The sequence below is a fragment of the Vibrio sp. OY15 genome (assembly GCF_000742455.1).
Lineage (GTDB): Bacteria > Pseudomonadota > Gammaproteobacteria > Enterobacterales > Vibrionaceae > Vibrio > Vibrio alginolyticus.
On record NZ_JPIL01000001.1, the window covers coordinates 535858 to 552166 of the forward strand.

12 protein-coding genes are annotated in these 16309 nt (G+C 43.2%); 8 read left to right on the forward strand and 4 right to left on the reverse strand.

Translation table 11 applies throughout. The features are described 5' to 3' along the window. Window positions 1–365: 365 nt before the first annotated feature. From IJ23_RS02340 to IJ23_RS02375, 8 genes are all read left to right on the forward strand, one after another. Window positions 366–1559: an iron-containing alcohol dehydrogenase gene (locus tag IJ23_RS02340; RefSeq protein ID WP_033905237.1), complete on the forward strand. Its 1194-nt coding sequence runs from the start codon at window positions 366–368 to the stop codon at window positions 1557–1559. A gap of 161 nt (window positions 1560–1720) precedes the next feature. After that, window positions 1721–2926, forward strand: coding sequence for an aromatic amino acid transport family protein (locus IJ23_RS02345; protein ID WP_033905238.1), 1206 nt, complete (start codon window positions 1721–1723; stop codon window positions 2924–2926). Between the two features lie 274 nt (window positions 2927–3200). Beyond that, the gene (locus IJ23_RS02350) at window positions 3201–4325 is read left to right on the forward strand and encodes an HD-GYP domain-containing protein (RefSeq protein WP_033905239.1); all 1125 of its coding nucleotides are present in this window, start codon (window positions 3201–3203) and stop codon (window positions 4323–4325) included. Window positions 4326–4412: 87 nt separating this feature from the next. After that, complete coding sequence (locus IJ23_RS02355; RefSeq protein WP_005377723.1) at window positions 4413–4631, forward strand: hypothetical protein; 219 nt, start codon at window positions 4413–4415, stop codon at window positions 4629–4631. 324 nt (window positions 4632–4955) lie between these two features. Next, window positions 4956–5720 carry an ABC transporter ATP-binding protein gene (locus IJ23_RS02360; RefSeq protein ID WP_005377721.1) on the forward strand — a complete coding sequence of 255 codons (765 nt, stop codon included), beginning with the start codon at window positions 4956–4958 and terminating at the stop codon, window positions 5718–5720. A gap of 11 nt (window positions 5721–5731) precedes the next feature. Continuing rightward, window positions 5732–6616 carry an iron-siderophore ABC transporter substrate-binding protein gene (locus IJ23_RS02365; protein WP_033905240.1) on the forward strand — a complete coding sequence of 295 codons (885 nt, stop codon included), beginning with the start codon at window positions 5732–5734 and terminating at the stop codon, window positions 6614–6616. Beyond that, window positions 6613–8589, forward strand: a complete 1977-nt coding sequence (fhuB, locus tag IJ23_RS02370; protein ID WP_033905241.1) for a Fe(3+)-hydroxamate ABC transporter permease FhuB — start codon at window positions 6613–6615, stop codon at window positions 8587–8589. The genes IJ23_RS02365 and fhuB overlap by 4 nt, the downstream gene beginning before the upstream one ends. Window positions 8590–8788: 199 nt before the next feature. Then, complete coding sequence (locus IJ23_RS02375) at window positions 8789–11011, forward strand: TonB-dependent siderophore receptor (protein ID WP_033905242.1); 2223 nt, start codon at window positions 8789–8791, stop codon at window positions 11009–11011. A gap of 42 nt (window positions 11012–11053) precedes the next feature. On the opposite strand, the gene IJ23_RS02380 is transcribed toward IJ23_RS02375, so the two are convergent. The 4 genes from IJ23_RS02380 to IJ23_RS02395 form a co-directional block, all read right to left on the reverse strand. After that, window positions 11054–11602: an MSHA operon transcriptional regulator gene (locus IJ23_RS02380; RefSeq protein WP_005377712.1), complete on the reverse strand. Its 549-nt coding sequence runs from the start codon at window positions 11600–11602 to the stop codon at window positions 11054–11056. 250 nt (window positions 11603–11852) lie between these two features. Further along, the gene (locus IJ23_RS02385) at window positions 11853–13628 is read right to left on the reverse strand and encodes an ABC transporter transmembrane domain-containing protein (protein ID WP_005377709.1); all 1776 of its coding nucleotides are present in this window, start codon (window positions 13626–13628) and stop codon (window positions 11853–11855) included. Between the two features lie 3 nt (window positions 13629–13631). Beyond that, window positions 13632–15371, reverse strand: coding sequence for an ABC transporter transmembrane domain-containing protein (locus IJ23_RS02390; protein ID WP_031778970.1), 1740 nt, complete (start codon window positions 15369–15371; stop codon window positions 13632–13634). A gap of 271 nt (window positions 15372–15642) precedes the next feature. Further along, a complete protein-coding gene (locus tag IJ23_RS02395) occupies window positions 15643–16134 on the reverse strand; it encodes a type II secretion system protein (RefSeq protein ID WP_005377704.1) in 492 nt (163 codons plus the stop codon). Between the last annotated feature and the right edge of the window lie 175 nt (window positions 16135–16309).

Sequence of the window (16309 nt, forward strand, 5' to 3'; positions counted from 1 at the left end):
TAACGCATTCTTATTTGTATTTTTATAAGTGATGTTCGGATTAGATTACTGATATACCGTACCGTTATGTGATTAAGTAGAATCCATATTTTTGAGTTTGTATGAATGATAAGGCACCTTCAATAACCACTTTATGATCGGCAAAGCCGAAGAGGGGTGAGTTATTAAGGTAACGCTAATGGAAAATCATAAAAAATAATTTTCTCTACAGCTCATGTGGTGTGGGGAGATCAAGATAACGGTATTGCTCCCTCAGCAGCATTTATGTGTTGATGGAATGACTTAATTAAAAAATGTGTGATTGCAAAGTAAGCATAGGTGATAAAAGTAGCTAGAATAATAGCTCTAAATGAAAAGGATTTCGTATGTTGAAGCATCGCTTATATCGGACTTACACCGCAGGGCTAAAAATAGCAGCTCTTATCCTTCCTATGCCGAGACCAACCTTGTTTTCCGGCCCTGGTTCGATGAATGAGCTATTAGAATCGATGACCGAATTGGGATTTAAACGCGTCTTATTAGTTACCGACGAAGGGTTAGTCCAAGTCGGTATTGTAGATAAGGTGCTTGAGGCTGCAGCAAAACTCGATTTACAGTTAGATGTTTTCTCGCAAGTTAAGCCCGATCCTACCTATGATCAGGTAGAGAGCGGTCTAGAGGCTTATCATCGTTTTCATTGTGAGGGCATATTAGCTTTGGGTGGCGGCTCTGCAATGGATTGTGCAAAAGTTATCGCTGCGAAAGTTACCAATAAACGGCCAATAAAAAAATTAGCTGGACTATTGAAGGTATGGCGAATGCCAGCGCCGATTTTTGCTATTCCAACAACGGCTGGAACCGGAAGTGAAGTTACTATCGCTGCGGTCGTGTCAGATCCCTCCTCACACATTAAAACCCCTTTAATGGATCCAAAGTTGGTGCCACTAATGGCAGCTTTAGATGCGAATTTAATGATTGGTTTACCTCCTAAGATCACGGCTGATACTGGCGTTGATGCATTAACCCACGCTATTGAGGCCTATGTATCGAAAAACGCTACTCAAGAAACGATGGCTTATTCGGTTGCCGCTATTAAACTCATTTTTAAATATCTTCCTAGGGCTGTGATGCAAGGGGATGATGTCGAAGCTCGTCATAAAATGGCTATGGCATCCTATTACGCGGGTTTAGCATTTACCAAAGCGAGTTTGGGTTATGTTCATGCCTTTGCTCACACATTCGGTGCGAGATATGGAATACCTCATGGTATGGCAAACGGATTAGCCTTGTTGCCTGTGCTGCGCTTTTCATTATCAGAGATTGAGCCTCAACTAAGAAAGCTCGATGAGTTGACGGCCGAGGGGCAGTTAGGTAACGCAAGTGCTCAGCATTTTTTGGCGAATCTGGAGTCCTTGTTTTCAACTATTGATATTGAGAAAACCAGTGCGCTCATTCAACGTGAAGATGCTGATGCGCTTGTTGATTTAATTCTGAAAGAGGCGCACTGGAATTACCCTGTTCCCAAGTTCATGAACAGGGAAGAATGCACACAGTTATTGTTAAATATCAGCAAGGTGTAAATTATAGTTTACATGTGTGGTTTTTTATCCTTACACTTTGCTTGATATTCTGCTAAAGATCCTACAATATCGACGGCAATACAAATATGGTGTTGGTTTCGGTGCGCCGTTGCCCGATCTAATACTGATAATTTCTAATAAAGTGTAAAGATTAATATACAATGAGTCGTTCTAAAGTATTCGGTAGTACGCTAATTATTGCGGGCACTACAATAGGCGCTGGTATGCTAGCGCTTCCACTTGCCTCTGCCGGCATTGGTTTTTCAACTTCTATTATCATCATGCTAGGCTTATGGGCTCTGATGGCTTTCACTGCCTTGCTTATGCTTGAGCTTCATCAACATGCGGAGAGTAGTGCTACACTTCATACTTTGGCGAAACAGATCCTAGGTCAAAAAGGCAAGTGGGTGGCAAGTTTTGCGATGTTGTTTCTTTTCTACTCATTATGTGCAGCGTATATCGCTGGCGGTGGTGCTCAGTTCGGAGACCGCCTTGCACAATGGTTTGACCTCGATATTTCAGGGCCTACATCAACGATAATCTTTACCTTGATTGTGACTTTAGTTGTGACAGTGGGTACCGGTACGGTCGATAAAGTAAACCGAGTTCTGTTCGCGATGAAGCTCATTGCGATGGTTGCGGTGCTTTCTTTTCTTGCTCCAAACGTTACGGAATCTTACTTGTTAAGTATGCCAATCGAACAAGGCCTTGTTGTAGCGGCGATTCCGGTGATCTTTACTTCGTTTGGTTTCCACGGAAGTATACCTGCAATTGTGAATTACTTAGACGGTGACACTTCTTCTTTACGCAAAGCCGTTATTATTGGTTCGACGATTCCACTCGTTATTTATATCTTTTGGCAAATCGTGACGTTGGGTGTGGTTAGCCAAAGTACGCTTGTTGAGAACGGAGGGTTGAGCGCACTGATTGGTCAACTATCTCAGACAGTACACCAATCAAATTTGGGTAGCATTGTTGGTGTGTTTGCTGACTTGGCATTGTTGACATCGTTCCTTGGCGTGAGTTTGGGTCTATTCGAATTTTTGGGTGATACCATCAAAGGAAGTAACGATAAGCCTAATCGTTTGATTGCGGCACTAGTGACGTTTACTCCACCGCTAGGCTTCGCACTTTTCTATCCTCAAGGCTTTATTATGGCTTTGGGCTATGCAGCGATTGCCTTAGCGATTTTAGCCATCTTTTTGCCTTTGGTTATGGTGATCAAGGTTCGTAAATCGGATGATTTTACTGGGGAGTACCGCGTCGCAGGTGGTCAAGGTGCGTTAGTGATAACGGGCATCGCTGGCACTGGCATCGTATTCGCTCAGGTGTTAATTACGCTGGGTGTGCTTCCTGCTCTAGGCTAGTTGTTTAGAACGTTCTTTGAATAACTTCTAGTTACTGAATCCATCGTAATCAATCAGTATTGTTAGGCCAACGAGTTTCGCTCGTTGGCTTTTTTAATCTGGATCAAATTACCGTAAGATATCCGGTGAAAAAATTGGTAGAAATGTGCTTTTATTTCGTACACTTAAGTTGTGGTATATCGATAATTTAAGTGGAGAAAACCGCTCAAAATACCATTGAATTTGCAACACAATGAGCTTTTCTTGTTTCTCTGCTTTGGTGTGGAGGTGAAGCATGGCGCACCGGAGTTTTTACCCGTTTGCAAAACCGCTTAACGAGCAACTGCAAACGCTAAAAGGCAGGATGCAGGCGCACTTGCCATGTATTGATAGGGTGTCATTTGCAAAATATCACCCAGACCAAGATGTGCTCAAATCATTTGCAGAAAGTGAGTTCGACACTTGGTGTTTAGCCCATCACGAATCAGCATTCCGTAAACTCCACCACCTCAATATTGCCTCTAAAAACGCGGTTCCTCGTATCGTCGAAGACCTTCATGATATTAAGCACTGTCCTCGGGTTCAAATTTTACTCAAACACGGATATCAGTCGTCGGCTGCTATTCCTTGTTATGACAACAAAGCTTTTACTGGTTTTGTATTTTTGAACTCCACTCAACGTGATGCGTTTAGTTTAGAAGCGCTGAATGGTCTTAAACCTTATTTCGAAATGATTCGATTTGCGGTTGAATCAGAAACTCAAGTAGTCAATGCGATAGAAACGCTAGCGAACCGAATGCAATGTATGATGCCAGGCTATTCACCTGAGTATTACGCGCATACCAAACGCATGAAGTACTACAGTCAAATTATCGCAACGCAGTTAGCGGATCGTTATCACCTGAATGACGAAATGGTCGAAGATATTGGTATTTTTGCTCAGTTCCATGCGCTCGGTGATAGTCAGCTGCCAGTTGAAATTGCTAGCCGCCGAACAAATTACTCTCAAGAACAAGAGGCGATATTGATTCAACATATTGAGCGTTGTATCGATTCAGCGGATGACATAGTTGCCCGTATCGGAAATCCGGTTCACCCGAGTGTGACTTTGTTTTTGCAGATGATTATTTATCAGTACGAAAATTTAAATGGCACTGGTTATCCTTATGGTTTAACCAATGATGATATACCAATAGTCGCCCAAATTACGGCTGCCGCGAATGCCTTTGATTTTATGACAACGCACCATCCGTATAGACAAGCGTGGTCCATCCCATACGCATTGTTAGAACTTGAAAAATGGGTATATCAGGGGTGGTTATCTCGAGAATGTGTTGATGCTCTGCGAGAGCATCAAGGTTATATAAAGCAAATCATCCACAAATATCCCGAGCACTATACAGGCTTGGGGTTAATGTGAAGAGCAGTAACAAAGTTGAAATGTTGACGAGGAGGAATATTTAAACAATACTGTTTTTATATACAGTAGTAAGTTTGGAGGTGAAGTATGTTGTGGGAAACCCTTGAAAGAGTAAACCGCTTACGCCAACAAGCACTTGCAAATCCTGAGTTTGTTGAGTCAGCAAAAGAGCACGAACAAGCACTTCAGGAGCAAGAATACCATTATCAAACTAAGAAAAAGCGTTCAGCCAAAGACAAACAAGGTAAAAAGTCGCTGGCCGATATCTATAAAGAAGTAGAGTTTGGCGCTGACGCTCGTCATTAATGTATTCACTGCGGCATTTTTCATTTCTTCATACGCTGCAGTATTCGTTCAAATTTATGCGAGAGCAGTGGGAGACCGCTGCTCTCGTTGACCTGCCTATAATTTACTAATGAAGTTCAGCAGAGCAAATTATCACTAACACTTAGCAATTCTCTCAATGATCTTGTTGATGTAATGATAATGACAACGGTTTGCATTTGTATCTTTGTTGTTATATAAAACCTCCCTTATTAATCGTTCTGTTGAATAAGAACGGCAAACGTGATCAACGAATGAGAGCTCTGAATAACTGTTATTCGTAAATGGCTATTAGGTGAAGTAGGGATGTTGGAAGCTAAAGCACTCCAGTTTGAGATTGAAGGCAAGTCATTGCTAAAAGCGTTTGATGTGACATTTGAACCCGGAAAAACATACGCTCTTGTTGGACACAATGGTTCAGGAAAATCCACATTGTTAAAGTTGCTGGCACAGCAACAGCCATACACCGCTGGTGACGTGGTTCTGCATGGAACGAGCATTAACGATCTCTCAGCGAAAAAATTCGCCCAACACATTGCCTACTTGCCTCAGCATCTTCCAGTGACCGACAGTATTTTAGGTCGAGATTTAGTCGGTTTTGGTCGTTATCCATGGCATGGTTTACTTGGACGTTTGAGTAAGAAAGATCACGACATTGTTGAAGAAGCAATGGCGATGACAGGCACACTAAAATACGCAGATCGCTTAGTGGACACGTTATCTGGAGGAGAGCGTCAACGTGTGTGGCTAGCTATGCTGTTAGCCCAAAAAACCGAGTATTTGCTTCTTGATGAGCCTTTGTCTGCGCTAGACATCAGCCATCAAGTAGATATGTTGAAGCTTATCTCTAAACTCAGTCAAGAACTGGGTTTGGGCGTTATTATCGTATTACACGATATCAACTTGGCTGCACGATTTTGCGACTACATCGTTGCATTACATCAAGGTGATTTGATTGCACAAGGCAATGTTGAACAGGTGTTTACTGAACCTAAGTTGAGGGACATATATGGGATAGAGATGATGATCTCTGACCACCCTGCGGGTTATCCGGTGGCGATGCCAAGCTAAAGGTTGGAATAATGAGCAGTACAAACACTCGACTTAAACATTTCTCTTTCGCTCTCTCACTTAGTGCGCTTTTGGTCAGTTCTTTTCAAGCACTAGCTGACGCATCACCTCGGGTGATGTCGGTTGATTGGACACAAACTGAAACGATGTTGGCTTTAGGGGTCGTACCTGTAGGCGTTGCTCAAGGGCAAGATTACGATGCTTGGGTAAAATCGCCACCGTTACCACCTCAAACGAAGGATGTAGGGTTAAGAACTCAACCCAATATAGAGCGCATTTACGAGCTCAGACCTGATCGTATTTTTATTGCCCCGTACTTCTCCTCAATGAAGCATCGCTTAGTTGATATCGCCCCGGTTACCACCATTGACTTATATGAAAGCGGGATTACGGATTGGTCGGTACTTACCAGCTTCACTCGGAGGTTTGGTGAAGAGCTGGGAAGAGAGGCGGAAGCAGAGGCGCTTATCCAACAATATGAAAAACGTTTCTCTTTATTAAAACAGCGTATAAATAAAGGCCAGCCGCCACTTCTAATGATTCAGTTTATGGATACAAAGCACGTACGTGTTTTTGGTCAAAATAGTCTTTACTCTCAGGCTATCGAAAAGATTGGGTTGAGTAATGCATGGAATGAAAAGACGAATAGCTGGGGCTTCAGCCTAGTTGGCATCGACAAGTTAGCTGGCATAAAAGCTCAAATTGTTATCGTAGAGCCATTACCTTATGGTGGAGCAGAGCAGCTCTCTCAAGACCCATTTTGGCAATATGTTGTTCAACAATCTGGTGAAAAGGTCATGCAAGTCGCGCCCGTTTGGAGTTTTGGTTCTATGCCTTCAGCTCTCCGTTTCGCAGAGTTAGTTACGGCGAGTAAGGTCGAGGAGTTAACACAATGAAAACGATGCCTTTAAGCTTTGTGGTGTTACTTTCGGCATTTACCTTTTCTATTGGTGCTTTCCAATTGTACCAAGTAAGCTCATTTTCGTTGGCTCTAAGCAGTTTATGGGAGCCTAACTTTCAATCTATCGATTCTGTTTTGCTTCACTTTAGCTGGTGGCCTCGAGTCTTCACCACGATTATATCTGGTGCTGGATTAGCGGTTGCTGGGGTATTGATGCAGCAAGTGCTGCGTAACCCTCTCGCTTCACCCACGACACTTGGTGTGGCGAGCGGTTCAAGTTTTGCTTTGATGTTAGCTACGCTATTCGCTCCTTGGATGTTGGATATTGCGCCTAATTTGGTTGCTCTCATCGGCGGTGTGATATCGATGGGGTTGGTGATGCTGTTGTCATGGCGACGAGCGTTATCTCCAACGGTTGTCGTCGTTTCTGGGTTAGTGATAAACCTGTACTTTGCATCATTAAGTACGGTTATTCTGATGATGAATACCGAAAAGCTGAATGGGTTAATGATATGGGGAGCCGGTTCGCTTGTTCAGAGTGGATGGGGAGATTTCTCGTATCTTGCCCCTCGAATCGCACTTGCTACGGTCGTTGCATTTGTGATTGCAAAGCCGTTAAGTCTGTTGGAACTCTCCGAGCAAGGTGCCAAGAGTTTAGGTGTCTCGCTAGCTAAGTTGCGTTTTGTCTGTCTTGGGCTTGCGGTGTTAATCACTTCTTGGGTGGTTTCTGCCGTAGGAATCATCGGTTTCATCGGGTTAGCGGCGCCAGCGATTACTCGATTGATAGGTATCAATAAAATCCAGCATAAGCTTTGGGTATCAATGCTGATTGGTGCCATGTTATTGACTTTAACCGATTTGGTTATTCAGCAACTGCCAGGGCTAATGGCGAGTTTTATACCAACGGGAGCAGCAACGGCTGCATTGGGCGCTCCGTTACTGTTATGGCTGTTACCTCGTTTATCACAAAAGACGCAGGGCCATACTCAAACAGTGTTAACTCGACACCGTCAACATGTTTACAAGCTAAACCCTAAAGCGATCTCATTGGCGTTGATCGGTACGTTAATTTCCGTTGTCCTTTTTGCCACGGTTGCTGTGCAAAATGAAGGGTGGACAAACTTATTTGCTAGCCAAAATTGGATTTTTTTGGAATGGCGCGCACCTAGATTATTTGCAGCAGCAATTGCGGGGGCAATGTTGGCGATTGCTGGAACCATGATTCAACGCCTAAGTGGAAACCCAATGGCAAGTCCTGAAGTGATCGGTATCAGTTCAGGGACAGCGATGGGATTGATCATCGCGATGTTTACTGGGTTTGGTTCGTCAATTTTCACTCTTTCTCTAGGCGGGCTCGTAGGCGCATTAGCGACGGTATTAGTCATTGTGCTGCTAAACCGTAAGTCAGGCTTTCAGCCGGAGCGTATTTTGCTGACTGGTATTGCGATAACCGCACTGATGAATGCAATACAGAGCTTTATTCTAGCCACTGGTGACCCAAGAAGTTATCAAGCATTGGCTTGGTTGTCTGGGTCTACCTACTATGTCTCGGTTGAAACGTTACTCCCATTGTCTTTATCTGCGCTTGTCTTTATAGGGTTGAGTTTTCTCTGCGTAAGATGGCTAGATATTCTTCCTGTCGGTGCCGCTTCCTCTAAAGCACTTGGAATTCGAGTTGATCGTTCACGCGCAATACTGCTTCTTTTAGTTGCTTGTCTCACGGTCAGTGCGACATTGGTTGTTGGCCCGATTAGCTTTGTTGGGTTGTTGGCTCCGCATTTAGCTCGCTTATTTGGTTTTAACAAAGCGTCACAACACATGTTATGCGCCGCGATACTGGGGGCAGGGGTGATGTTGTTGGCTGATTGGTTGGGACGACAGGTCCTTTACCCGCAAGAAATACCAACAGGGCTTATGGCGTCTCTCATTGGCGGTTTGTATTTAATGTGGGGTTTACGCCGCTTATAGAAATGAGCTAAGCCTCAACCAAGAAAGTACTTATACAAATAAGCACTCGTAGTGGCATTCGTAACCTATGCGAGTGCTTTATGCAAAACCTCTGGTTTGTCTTTTACGGAAACAACTGGCGATGCCGTAACTCGCTTTTCTTTCAGCGGTCGCTGAAGTCATGAAGGGTTGGTTTGGCTGCCGACAAAAAGGAGAGAATATGACTCGGCAGTTTATGCTGACACCAACGTCGATGGCGGTTGTATTAGCTGTATCAACGCCAAATGTCTTGGCTCAGGAAGATGAAAATATAGTTGTGATTGGACAGCAGCAAGACAGTGCAGTTGGTCCAGATTTTAGTTATCTCGGAGCGAAGAGTCGGGCAGCGACGAAAACTGATATTGCTATCAATGAGACTCCAAGAGCGGTGTCTGTTGTTACGCGAGAGCAAATGGATGATCGTGCCTCTATTAGCATTTCTGACGCACTACAGTACACACCAAGCATTCAAACTAATTATTTCGGCGAAGATAACAAGCAAGATTGGTTTATTATTCGTGGTTTTAAACAAGCGAACAGCGGGTTGTATCAAGATGGTACCCGTTTATATTCTTCTGGCTTCTATAGTTGGCAAATAGATCCGTTTGCGTTAGAGAGGGTTGAAGTTTTACGTGGTGCAGCGTCTGTTCTTTATGGGCAAAACCCTCCAGGTGGGGTTATCAATGTTGTCAGTAAGCGACCTCAATTTGATGGGGGGTCAGGACTTGTATCTTTGGAGTACGGTTCTGAAGACCGTAAACAACTTTCTCTTGACGTAAACTCTGAGGTGAGTGAGCAGTTAGCTTTCCGCTTTCAAGGGTTAGCGAGAAAAAATGGGACGAGAATTAGTGGGGTAGAAGCAGAGCGCATTCTTCTCTCTCCATCGATGACGTACAAATTTAATGAGACGTCTGAAATTACCTTTCTAACGAGCTATCAAAAAGACGACTCAGATCCTTATCTGCAATTTTTGCCAGTTGAAGGAACGTTAACGCCAAACAAAAATGGAAAGATCAGTGATAGTTTAGCGATAGGCAATCCTAACTGGGAGACGTTTGAGCGTGAGCAGGTGTCTTTAGGCTATGAGTTTTCTCATGCATTTAATGATACCACTTCATTTGTTCAAGCAGCTCGTTACAGCGAAATGGATGTTAAGCTAAGACAAATGTATTCGTACGTTTACTCGGCTGACGTGCCTGCGTTGGGGCCGGCTTTGGACCCATCAAATGAACGCAAAACCATACTTCGGGGGGCTTCAACAGAAGATGGATCATCCGATGCTTTTAATATCGATAATCGTTTGATGCACCAAGTAAATTGGGGAAGTGTTGAGCATAACTTGATGTTGGGCTTAGATTTTCAAATGATCAGTATCGATGGTAAAGATTTTGCCAATGACCCTATCGTTGCTAATGGTAGTGCATTATTAAACACACCAATGGGAGCTTTGCCCGATCCTAGGTTTAATGTATTTAATCCTACTTATTCGGATAACATAATGTTACTCGATCCGAATACGCTACAACCATTGAGCGAAACCGATAAGCAAAGAACGAAAATCGATAATCAGCAGCTCGGCGTCTACTTTCAAGATCATATGCTGATCAACGATAAATGGGCGATGTTATTGGGCGCACGTTACGACGATACAAGTAATGAAGTACATAATGTTACCACGGGTGCTCGCACGAAAGTCGATAATGGAGAGTGGACGTTTAGCGTGGGAACGGCTTATATTTCTGATTCTGGCTTCACGCCATACTTTAGTTACTCTCAGTACTTTGATCCAATTATTCAAGAAGACAGCAATGGTAAGCCAGCGAAGCCTGAAAGCGGTGATCAATTTGAAATCGGTATGAAATACCAACCGGATTCATTTGATGGTTATTTCAATATTGCAACGTATCGGGCAACAAAAGAAAACTTGGCTCGTATCTACTTGAGTGAATTAACGCAAATAGGAAAAATAGAAAATAACGGCGTTGAGTTTGAAGCTGTAGCTAATGTGACACCATCCTTAACATTGATCGGGAACATTGCGTACGTTGATGCAGAGATAAAAGAAGACATCAATAAGGCATGGGTTGGCAAAACACCTTCCCAAGTGGCGAATACCGTATCATCAGCTTGGGCACATTATCGTTTCTTTGATGGACCTCTTGATGGCTTTGCTGTTGGCTTAGGCGCGCGCTATACAGGTGAGTCATACGGAGACAATGAAGAGAGACTAAAAGTACCAAGTTATTTCTTAATGGATGCGACGGTCAGTTATCGAATCGGCGATTACAAGTTACAAGTCGCAGCTAAAAACATCGCGGATAAAAAGTACATAGCGACATGTGATGGCTTTTGTTGGTATGGCGACCGACAAAATGTTATTGCAAGTTTAACTTACGACTGGTGAGTTAACGTATAAATAAACACCCCTAACTTTAGGGGTGTTTATTTAGAAATCGGCTTTACGGACAAAGTGCGGGTTTTTGTACTTTTTCTGCGGACCAAACGATGATACGACAAGTTTGTTCCATAATGTTTTGTCAAACTCACCCTTTGGAATCGAAGGGTAGAGGGTTTCCTCTTCTTCTCTTGCAAAGTTCATATATTGTTTCTTTTTAATTTGATTGTACTTTTTGGCGATCTGGTTATGTTTTCTTACCCACTCCAGCTTGTAATTGTGGAGCACTTTTTCACCATCTTCGAGACTCATTCGAGATAGGAACAGTCGCTTGTATGAGACCTTTCTGTCCAGCATTGTGCGCATAACGGTTTGGATATATTTACCGTGATGCGTAATGGTAATGTCGTTTTCATCAATAGGAGTGACACACCAGCCTTTAGGTAAAAAGTCTGGCTTCTTAAATTGCTTATTACGCTCCATTAGCGCCTGATGTAAAACTAAATCAGAGGTGCCGCGGAACGTCTTTTGCCATTTACCGATACGAATTTGAATCGAACCAGGCAAGCGATAGATGTTAGTAAACTTATCTTTGTCCATGGACTTGTGTCATGAGATTAATGTGCATAATTAGAAAGCGGAATTCAGTCCAATGCCACAGGCAGTAGACTTAAGTACCGTACGATTTTACAACGACCTTGCGCGATATAGCGAGGGGTTATGTCAATAATAGGTAAGAAATAGAAAATTAGTTCACATTATGAAGAAATTGGAAGCTAACAGGTTAAATTTTGAAGTTACACCAATTATGCCCATGCCGACTAAATAAAAAGAAGGCACGGGCATAAAATCACACCGCTTCTTCGAGTTGCTTGGTGTCTTCTTCAATCTGTTGTAGATGTCGGTTTGCTTGCTGTAACTGATACATTTGGGCATAGCGACCATTTTGCGTTAAGAGTGCTTTGTGTGTGCCTTTCTCGACTAACTCCCCATGATGAAGAACAATGATTTGGTCTGCATCTAGGATAGTTGAAAGCCGATGAGCAATAACAACGAGCGTCATGTCTTGTCTGAGTACCGCCAAGCTCTTTTGGATTAAAGCCTCTGTTCCTGAGTCAATATTTGCGGTTGCTTCATCCAATATCAATATCTTAGGTTTTACCACAAGCACACGTGCTAACGCCAAAAGCTGTTTCTGACCCGCAGATAAATTAGTTTCGCCTTGACCTAACTGCGTGTCTAGCCCGTTAGGGTAACGATGAATTTGTTCTGCCAAACCAACCTTGTCTAACGCATCCCATATTTGATTGTCATCAACTGCCCGACTGAGAGAGATGTTTTCTCTGACTGAAGCAGGGAGAATATGTGGATCTTGTTGAACCATTGCCACATCTTTGCGAAGTACGTCTTTCCCTAATGTTTTAAGTGGACGACTATCTATGAGCAGTTCACCACATTGCGTTGGATAAAAGCCCATTAACAGTGACGCTAATGTGCTTTTACCGCTTCCTGTATGCCCGACAAGCGCGATAAAGTCTTGGTGGTTGGCCTTCAACGAAATGTCTTTTAGGACGTCCTGTTTACCATCGTAGCTAAATGTGAGGTCTTTAAGTTCGATAGCACCTGACCTTAATGGTTGATGATCGTCCCCGTAAGTTTGTTCTTTCGCGTCAATCAATTCAAAAACACGTTCGCTTGACACTAACGCCTGCTGAAGTAGAGCAAGTTGCTGAGTCATCTCAATTAGTGGTTCAGTAACTCGCGCAAGATAACTGATAAATGCATACAGTACCCCCACACCAATCAACTCAATACCATTAAAACCAAAGATCGCAACCAAGCAAAGCAACGCAAGACCAGCGAGTAAGTCCATTAATGGTCTTAGCAGATAGCCGTTTAGCCGAATCACTCGTTTAGATGCCACCAGATGCTCTGCGGTTAGCTCGTTGAACTGTTTATTAAAACGCTCTTCTTGTTGCATTAATTGAATGACACTCATCCCTTGAATGGATTCACTCAGATTCGCATTTATATCGGTCAATAGGTCACGCATCTTTCGGTAGCTTTCTGTACTTAGCTGCTTAAACAAGTACATAAAGCCGATGACGATCGGCAGCAATACAAGCACAACGAGTGTGAGCTTCCAGCTCATGAAAAACATAACGCCAAGCATTACGACAATCATGACCACGTTTTTCACCACGGTCGCGATCAAAAGCTCATAAAATTGCTGTAAAGATTCCGTATCGTTGGTGATTCGCGACACCAATTTTCCAGCAGGAGTGTAATCAAACGCAGATAACGGCTGCTTAATCACGCCAGAAAATACTTGCTTACGAATCGCTTTGATCGTGTTAGCCGCGACAATGCTAAATTGCAATGACTGAAAATACTGGAATGTTGCCGATACGATCTGAAGAGCGATATAACCTACTGCTAGCGAAATCAGAACACTTTGTGAATAGTCACCTTTAGCGATGTGCTCATCAATGAAATATTGAATCAACCAAGGGCCGCCGGCGCTAGCTAACGCTGCAATAAACAGCAAGGCGAGTCCTTTAATCATTGGCTTTGGTTGAGATAATGGGTAAGACATTAACCGTTTAAACGTGCTGGTCTGGTTCATTCATTATTCCTCCATCGCCTGCTCTAGTTTCTGATACTCGAACATCTCGGCGTACCAGCCTTTATGCGCTAATAACGCGCTATGTTGCCCACGTTCAGTAATGTGTCCGTGATTCAATACAATGATCTCGTCTGCTGCTTCCAAAGCGGTGAGGCGGTGCGCAATAACGATTAGGGCCTGATTACGGTAGTATGTTTCCAAATTCTTAAGGATTTGATGTTCGGTCCGTCCATCAACAGCGGAAAGTGCATCGTCCAAAACCAACACTTGAGCATTCAGCAGCATAGCGCGTGCTATCGCAATACGTTGTTTTTGCCCGCCGGAGAGTGTAATGCCTTTTTCACCAACTTCTGTTTGATAGCCTTCAGGAAACTTTTCAATATCGTCATGTATACAGGCTAACTTTGCTGCTCTATAGACTTCTTCTTTCTCTGCATTAGGGTTGCCTAAGGCAATATTTTCGAAGATAGATTTGGAGAATAGAAACGGACTTTGGTTAACGACAGCAAAACGGTTGCGCCACTGCGGTAGTAGGGCATCCTTGATCTCGACATCCCCGAATTTAATTGAGCCGTTTTCTAAATCATGTTGACGCAAAAGTAGTGTTAACAGGGTCGATTTTCCGCTTCCTACAGGCCCTGCAACTCCCAACATTTTTCCGGGTTCAAGTTCGATGTTTACTTCCGTCAAAGCGGGCGGTAAATCACTAGACCAGTGGAAATCGTCGATATCAATTTTTAACGGAAGTGGTTTATTTTCTATTGGCTTATTACCACTGATAATTTCTGGCTTTTCATCAAAGATCTCTTGTAGTCGGTTCCATGCGGCAGAGCCTCTTTCTAAAATGTTAAATAGGAATGCGAATGCCAGCATCGGCCATATCATCAACCCTAAATACATCGTAAATGCGGTCAGATCACCAAGCGTGATCTCACCTTTATCAACAAGGTAAGCACCAGCAGCGACACTAAGAAGGAAAGAAAGACCGATGGTTAACTGAATTGCCGGGTCAAATCTAGCATCGACTCTTGCGACAGCGATGTTCTTCTCGCCAGTATCATCCACAACCTCTTCAAAACGTTGCTGCTCTTGGTTTTCTAATCCGAAAGCACGCAGCATTCGCACGCCATTAAGTGACTCTTGTGTCATGTCTGACATGGTAGAAAAGGCTTCCTGAGCGACACGAAAGCGTTGATGTAGGATACGCACAATAAAGAAGATGATGATGGCAAGAAATGGCATTGGAAGAAGCGCCATTACGGTGAGCTTCCAGCTTACTTGCGTTAGCATAATGATTAAAACCGCAATACCAGTGATCAAAGAGTCTGCGGCGGTTAAAACCCCTTCGCCGGCTGTCATAACGATATTACGCACATCATTAGTGCCACGAGCCATCAGATCCCCCGTCTTGTAACGTTCAAAAAAACGAGGTGGCTGTGTCGATAAATGCCTATATAGACGGTTACGTAGAATGGTCCCGAGCTCCCAGCTTGCGCCGAAAAGCCAAATTCGCCATAAGATGCGACACCCATAAATAGTAAAGATCAGTACAGTTAACCCTGAGAGCCATAGAATCAGCGTATTTGTATCTAAAGTGTTGTCTACGACGCCATCAACGATGATGCCAACTGCTTTGGGCGGAACAAGCTGTAGTGCTGATATCACAGCGAAAAGCAGAATGGATCCGACATAGTGCCTCCACTTTTGTTGGAAATACCAACGTAGCTGCCAGAATATTCTCATTACGCCTCCCGCTTTAAATTATTGAATTTGTTATAGAACTATTATTGAGCGAAATGATGAGTTTACAAGCACAAGTTATAGGCGGGTTTAAAAACGATAGATTGTTTCAATTATAGCCATGTGTCGGCGCAAATTACTGGTTTTATCTCTATGAGCTAACTGTGCGACGACATTATGTGAAATAGTTGTTAATGGTTGTTTTGGAGCCATTACCTTGCAATAACGATGAAGACACCAAAAGTAAAAGTGTTACTGCCACTCTATATGGGAATTAGCAATCGTCAGTTTGTATTTTGTATTTCACTTGGCCACCAGGAGTTTCTGGGTAGTAAACTTCGACATAACACATATGTTCTGGACCAACAGGCTTGTTTGCAAAACCAATAAGGAAGTAGGGCTCGTCTGGGCTGTCTACCCCATACCAAGTGTTGATAGTGAGTTGCGGATCAAAGCCTGCTAGCTCTTTTGCTGGAATAACATTTTTGATAAATCCAAAGTAACCAATTAGGTCGTTATGGCCGTCATTATCTAGATCAATGTTATATTGTATGCCGCCATCTACTGTCTCTTGAGATTGAATCACTGCTTTGGTGTAGACAAAGTTGTTGGCGGTCATGAGTGCTTCTCTGGCTCCATATAGAACCGCCACTCTGGCATCTTTTTGTAAGCCAAGAAATTTAGGAAATGCAACGACGCTTACAATACCAAGAATGATGATGCACACAATGAGTTCAATAAGAGTAAATCCTTGAGAGCGACGCACAGCCTTTCTCCATGTTTTAGAAACGAATAGGCGGCTATTCTGATATAGAAACGTTCAGGTCAAGTATTAAAAAAGAATGATAATAAGAGATCGGGATTGCAAATCTCAAATATAAAACAAGTTGCTTATTTTCGAGATGAGGAGTGATTTTGATAAAAACCAAGGAATGAACTCG

Excerpts from the sequence above, each read along its gene's own strand:
- IJ23_RS02340 (WP_033905237.1), top strand. The coding sequence starts at position 366 with ATGTTGAAGCATCGCTTATATCGGACTTACACCGCAGGGCTAAAAATA.
- IJ23_RS02345 (WP_033905238.1), top strand. The coding sequence starts at position 1,721 with ATGAGTCGTTCTAAAGTATTCGGTAGTACGCTAATTATTGCGGGCACT.
- IJ23_RS02350 (WP_033905239.1), top strand. The coding sequence starts at position 3,201 with ATGGCGCACCGGAGTTTTTACCCGTTTGCAAAACCGCTTAACGAGCAA.
- IJ23_RS02355 (WP_005377723.1), top strand. The coding sequence starts at position 4,413 with ATGTTGTGGGAAACCCTTGAAAGAGTAAACCGCTTACGCCAACAAGCA.
- IJ23_RS02360 (WP_005377721.1), top strand. The coding sequence starts at position 4,956 with ATGTTGGAAGCTAAAGCACTCCAGTTTGAGATTGAAGGCAAGTCATTG.
- IJ23_RS02365 (WP_033905240.1), top strand. The coding sequence starts at position 5,732 with ATGAGCAGTACAAACACTCGACTTAAACATTTCTCTTTCGCTCTCTCA.
- fhuB (WP_033905241.1), top strand. The coding sequence starts at position 6,613 with ATGAAAACGATGCCTTTAAGCTTTGTGGTGTTACTTTCGGCATTTACC.
- IJ23_RS02375 (WP_033905242.1), top strand. The coding sequence starts at position 8,789 with ATGACTCGGCAGTTTATGCTGACACCAACGTCGATGGCGGTTGTATTA.
- IJ23_RS02380 (WP_005377712.1), bottom strand. The coding sequence starts at position 11,602 with ATGGACAAAGATAAGTTTACTAACATCTATCGCTTGCCTGGTTCGATT.
- IJ23_RS02385 (WP_005377709.1), bottom strand. The coding sequence starts at position 13,628 with ATGAACCAGACCAGCACGTTTAAACGGTTAATGTCTTACCCATTATCT.
- IJ23_RS02390 (WP_031778970.1), bottom strand. The coding sequence starts at position 15,371 with ATGAGAATATTCTGGCAGCTACGTTGGTATTTCCAACAAAAGTGGAGG.